General features: G+C 67.1%; 7 protein-coding genes and 1 pseudogene. 5 read left to right on the top strand and 3 right to left on the bottom strand.

All coding sequences use genetic code 11. The features are described from left to right. The first annotated feature begins 21 nt into the window (after nt 1-21). Nucleotides 22-117: a hypothetical protein gene (locus BSZ14_RS18495; protein ID WP_445190553.1), complete on the top strand. Its 96-nt coding sequence runs from the start codon at nt 22-24 to the stop codon at nt 115-117. Here BSZ14_RS18495 and BSZ14_RS18490 read toward each other — a convergent pair. After that, nucleotides 80-736: a hypothetical protein gene (locus BSZ14_RS18490; protein ID WP_076712031.1), complete on the bottom strand. Its 657-nt coding sequence runs from the start codon at nt 734-736 to the stop codon at nt 80-82. The two genes, BSZ14_RS18495 and BSZ14_RS18490, sit on opposite strands and share 38 nt — an antisense overlap. 13 nt (nt 737-749) lie before the next feature. Then, the gene (locus BSZ14_RS18485) at nt 750-1,175 is read right to left on the bottom strand and encodes a DcrB-related protein (RefSeq protein ID WP_158069239.1); all 426 of its coding nucleotides are present in this window, start codon (nt 1,173-1,175) and stop codon (nt 750-752) included. A gap of 97 nt (nt 1,176-1,272) precedes the next feature. Here BSZ14_RS18485 and BSZ14_RS20225 point away from each other — a divergent pair, with 97 nt between their 5' ends. The 4 genes from BSZ14_RS20225 (at nt 1,273) to rfbA (ending at nt 3,913) form a co-directional block, all read left to right on the top strand. Then, nucleotides 1,273-1,407 carry a hypothetical protein gene (locus BSZ14_RS20225; protein WP_274533672.1) on the top strand — a complete coding sequence of 45 codons (135 nt, stop codon included), beginning with the start codon at nt 1,273-1,275 and terminating at the stop codon, nt 1,405-1,407. After that, the gene (locus BSZ14_RS18480; RefSeq protein WP_076712029.1) at nt 1,404-1,646 is read left to right on the top strand and encodes a hypothetical protein; all 243 of its coding nucleotides are present in this window, start codon (nt 1,404-1,406) and stop codon (nt 1,644-1,646) included. Before BSZ14_RS20225 ends, BSZ14_RS18480 begins: the two co-directional genes overlap by 4 nt. A gap of 247 nt (nt 1,647-1,893) precedes the next feature. After that, nucleotides 1,894-2,979: a dTDP-glucose 4,6-dehydratase gene (gene rfbB, locus BSZ14_RS18475; RefSeq protein ID WP_076712033.1), complete on the top strand. Its 1,086-nt coding sequence runs from the start codon at nt 1,894-1,896 to the stop codon at nt 2,977-2,979. A gap of 4 nt (nt 2,980-2,983) precedes the next feature. Next, entirely contained in the window at nt 2,984-3,913 is a 930-nt protein-coding gene (gene rfbA / locus BSZ14_RS18470) for a glucose-1-phosphate thymidylyltransferase RfbA (RefSeq protein ID WP_076712032.1), read from the top strand. Between the two features lie 4 nt (nt 3,914-3,917). Here rfbA and BSZ14_RS18465 read toward each other — a convergent pair. Continuing rightward, nucleotides 3,918-4,685: pseudogene (locus BSZ14_RS18465) on the bottom strand (tyrosine-protein phosphatase). Between the last annotated feature and the right edge of the window lie 227 nt (nt 4,686-4,912).

Genomic DNA, 4,912 nt, shown 5'->3' with positions numbered 1-4,912 from the left:
CGCGTCGACCCACAGGCCTGGCTGACCGACACTCTCAAGCGCCTTGCGGGCGGCCACCGCATCAATGCACTCGGCGACCTCATGCCATGGGCATACGCCGCCCGCGTGGTGCGTTAACAGCGCTTACGAAGAAGACGTTGGGCGAACCGGAGGTGATCGGGCCGGACAGGGTGGCGGTCTTCGACCCCGCCCCGGCGATCGCGCTGGTGACGAAGCCGCCCGCCGCGCCCGCGCCGAAGGCGACCGCCGCCCCGACCAGCGGCGCCGCCATGCCCGCCGTGCCGATGATCGCCGCGGCGCTGACCGCCACCACCGCGCCCACCACGATCCCGGCCGCGATGCCCGCAAGCAGGCCGTTGAAGGCATTGCTGTGCGCGATCTGATGTTCGACATGCGCGGCCTGCGGCCCCGACGCGGCGATACGCTGGGCGCCGAACTGCTGCGCGACCCGGAAGGCCCCCTCGTCCGCATGGACCTGTTCGGCCAGCCACGCCCCGGCCATCGCCCCCGCGATCGGCGCGGCCACCCGCCCGGCGAAGCATTTCAGCGCGGTTACCCCGCCCGACGCCTCGGCGGAATAGGCCCCCGCCGCGAAGATGCCCGCCGAGGCGACATGCCCCGTCGTCGCGATCGCCGACACGGTGCCCGCATTGCTCGACGCGGCGGTCTGCTCGCGCAGCGCGCGCAGCCTTTCGTCGGCCGTCGGTTGCTGGGCGGAGGTCGCGCTGCCCGTCACGGAATCGCGCCCGTTACGCGGAGGCGAAGGTGAAGGAGGTGATTGCCGCGACCAATGCGTTCCGGCTTTCCGCCTCCGGGCCGCCGGGGATCGACCCGGTGAAGTTCAGGATGGCATTGTCGCGGTGAAGCACCATCGCCACCACCTGATGGATCGGCTTGCCGTCGCTGCGCCAGGTCATTTCCAGGAAATGCGCCTCATGGCCATCGATCTGCCCGCCGGTGTCGGCGATCAGCTCGAACCCGGCGAGCTGGGCCGCGAAGCTCTGCCGCTGCTGGATGATATAATCCTGGAACGTCTGCCCCAACGCCAGCCGGTCGCGCGCGATGACCAGGCTCGTGCCCTGCACCCGTGCGTCCTTGGGCATCAGTACATTGATGCTCTGATCCTGCCACACCGTCGGCGCGGCTAGCGATCCTTCATCAATCCGATACGCCACGCGTTTCTTTCTCCCGCCGTCGATCGTTACGCCTATTGATAACGGCTCGAGCGGGCCGCGCCTACCCCTTGGCCTGAGGCATGCCAGGATGTTGATTTTGCAATCCTTTCGATATGGGGCCGGATACGCCCGCAAGGTGATGGAGACGATGGATCGGCTGTCCGAACTCGCAGGATTGTTGCAAAGCTGGCTCGCGCCGGGCTATCGGCTCCACGGCCATGGCCAGGCATGACGATCCTCGCCCGCAATCACGATTATATGGCCACGCTGTTCGAGCGGGACGGGCAGGCCTATCTGACCATGGTCGCCGGGGGCGTGGGACTGTATGAGGTCACTATCACCGTCCCGCCCGAGGACGTGCCGTTCTACAGGCAGGACGAGGACAAGCTGATCGCGCTGGCCCGCGACGTCGCGACCCGGACAGCCGCCTATGCGCATCGCCGGATGACCCCCTCGATCGATCCGGCCTGACGCGGCGGGCGGGCGGTGGTCGGCGAAGCTACCATATGGCCTGATCGAAAATATCCAACATCGCGTCAGAACGCGCTATGCTCGCGGCATCGGCCAACAATTCGGCACTGGAATAAGGCGCGTCTGCGATCCACTATAGGGCAGTGTTCGATCATCCGGGCCTGACAGCGGGGCCGGCGGGCGGGACATCCGGCATGATATTGGCACGGCCAGCGAGTTCTTTCCTTTGAACACTTCCCCAACCTTCCTGCGTATTCTCGTGACCGGAGGGGCCGGATTCATCGGGTCGGCGCTGGTCCGCCATCTGATCCGTGACACCGCGCATGAGATCCTCAACCTCGATGCGTTGACCTATGCCGGGACGCTGAGCGCGCTGGCGCCGGTGGCCGACGACCCGCGCTATCGCTTCGTGCGGGCGGACGTGCGCGATCCGGTCGCCGTTGCCCGTGCGATCCGCGACTTCCGCCCCCAGGTCATCACCCATCTGGCGGCGGAGAGCCATGTCGACCGCTCGATCGACGGGCCTGCCGCCTTTGTCGACACCAACGTCGTCGGCACCTTCACCCTGTTGAACGCGGCCCTTGCCTATTGGCGCGACCTGGGCGCGGGCGAGCGCGCGGCGTTCCGCTTCCATCATATCTCGACCGACGAGGTGTTCGGCTCGCTGGGCGACGCCGGGCGCTTCACCGAAGACACGCCCTATGACCCCCGCTCGCCCTACTCCGCCAGCAAGGCGGCATCCGATCATCTGGTCAGTGCCTGGGGTCACACCTATGGCCTGCCGGTGATCGTCACCAACTGCTCGAACAATTACGGCCCCTATCACTTCCCCGAAAAGATGATCCCGCTGATGATCGTCAAGGCGCTCGGCGGGGAAACCCTGCCCGTCTATGGCCGGGGCGAGAATGTGCGCGACTGGCTGTTCGTCGAGGATCATGTCCGCGCGCTCCAGGCGGTGTTCGAGCGCGGCGAGCCCGGGCGACGCTATACTATCGGAGGCGATGCCGAACGCCGGAATATCGATGTGGTGCGGACCCTCTGCGCGATTCTCGACCGTCTGTATCCGCGTGCCGATGGCGCCTCCTATGCCGCGCAGATCGGCTTCGTCGCCGATCGCCCCGGCCATGATATGCGCTATGCGATCGACGCGACGCGGATTCGCGACGAACTGGGCTGGGTGCCACAGGAAAGCTTCGAAAGCGGCTTGGAAGCGACGGTGCGCTGGTATCTCGCCAACGAGGACTGGTGGCGACCGCTGCTCGCGGAGGGGGCGGCGGATCAGCGGCGGGGCCTCGCTTCGTCGCCCGTCACTCCTCGCAGCGCGAAAGGCTGACGTGATGAAAGGCATCATCCTGGCGGGCGGCACTGGCACGCGGCTTCATCCTGCGACTTTGGTCGTCAACAAGCAGCTGCTGCCCGTCTACGACAAGCCGATGATCTATTATCCGCTGTCGACGCTGATGCTGGCGGGGATTCGCGAGATCCTGATCGTCTCCAGCCCGGATTGCCTGGCCCATTATCGCACCCTGTTCGGGGACGGCAGCGCGCTCGGCCTGGCGATCGCCTATGCCGAGCAGCCGCGCCCCGAGGGGCTGCCCCAGGCCTTTACCATCGGGCGGGACTGGCTGGCGGGAGAGGCCGCCATGCTGGTGCTGGGCGACAATATCTTTTTCGGCAACGGGCTGGGTCCGATGCTGCGCCGCGCCGTCGCGGGGGTCGAGGCAGGCGGCGGGGCGACCGTCTTTTCCTATCGGGTGGAGGATCCCCGGCGTTACGGCGTCATCGCGTTCGACGATCAGGGGCGCGCCGTTTCGATCGAGGAAAAGCCCGATCAGCCCCGCTCTCCCTATGCGATGACGGGGCTGTACCTGTTCGACGCGGCGGTGTGCGATCACGCCGCGACGCTGCCCCCCTCTCCGCGCGGCGAGTTGGAGATCACCGATCTGGCGCGGCGCTACATGGATGCGGGGATGCTCCGCGTCGAAGCGATGGGGCGCGGTTTCGCCTGGCTCGACACCGGCACGCATGACAGCCTGCTGGAGGCAGCCGAATTCGTGCGCACGATCCAGCATCGCCAGGGTATCCAGATCGCCTGTCTGGAGGAGATCGCCTATCTCCAGGGTTTCATTTCCCGCGAACAGGCCGAGTCGCGTGGCCGCGCGCTGGCCAAGACCGCCTATGGCCGTGCGATCCTGTCCGCGATCGCGGACACCCCTGCACCGCTGCCGCAAGGCGAGCGACGCAAGGGGGACCGGCGACAGGGATGAGCGATCACCCCTTGGTCAGGTACAGCGTCCGCAGCTTGGCGATCTCGCGCGGCCCCACGCCAAGTCGGTCCTTCAGATATCCCATCACCCCGCCGGGATGGCGGTCGGTCACGGCGAATACCGCGTCGATATAGCGGCGGTCGACCCCGGCGAAGGTCCGCACGGCCTCCGGCGACAGCTTCGCCCAGAAGCCGGTCGGGTGGGCGGGCATCGGGGCCATATGCCGGTTGGACAGCAGATAGTCGTCGACGATCGTCGCCCTCGGCACGCCCAGCGCGGTCAGCAGCAGCGCGGCCGCGACGCCGGTCCGGTCCTTGCCCGCCGTGCAGTGGAAGGCGAGCGGCACGTCGCCCGCCAGCAGCTCGGCGAACATGCGGCGGTACTAGCCGCGAAACTGGTCGAGCAGTTTGGGGTAGGTCGCGGTCATCGCGCCCACGACCTGTTCATGGGTCCACGTGGCGGGGTCGCCGGGCAGCCTAAGGCTGCTCATGTCGAGCGCATAATCGTCGCTCAGGATCTTCGGCTTTTGACCGGCGGGCCAGAGCGTCGGCTCGGTCGTGCGCTCACGCGTGTCGCGAAAGTCGCAGACGGTGCGGATGCCCAGCTTTTGCAGCGTGGCGTAATCGGCCGGGGTCAGATCGTGCATCTGCCCCGAGCGATAGAGCAGCCCCCATTTCACCGTCCGGCCGTCGGTGGTGCGATAGCCACCCAGATCGCGGAAATTCCGGCCGCCCTGAAGCGGAAGGACGCGGTCATGGGCAGGTGCGGCCACGGAAGCGCCAGTGGGGACAGGGGCCGAAGCCCCCCCCCTGTCTGATGGGATGGTGGTATGAAGGTGTTGCGGAAGGGAGCCCGTCCCCCCCGAGGGTCTGGAGCCCGATAGGGAGCAAGGGTCCCTTCCGCGTTGGTCACAACCCTGAACAGTTGCTTGGGACTGTGGATCCCGCACGACATGGACAGGAGCCTTTACCATGCCACAAGCCGTCATCGGCTGCGACC

The organism is Sphingomonas sp. Sph1(2015), assembly GCF_001970915.1.
Classification (GTDB): Bacteria; Pseudomonadota; Alphaproteobacteria; order Sphingomonadales; family Sphingomonadaceae; genus Sphingomonas; species Sphingomonas parapaucimobilis.
This window is presented reverse-complemented; position numbering and strand designations above follow the sequence as displayed.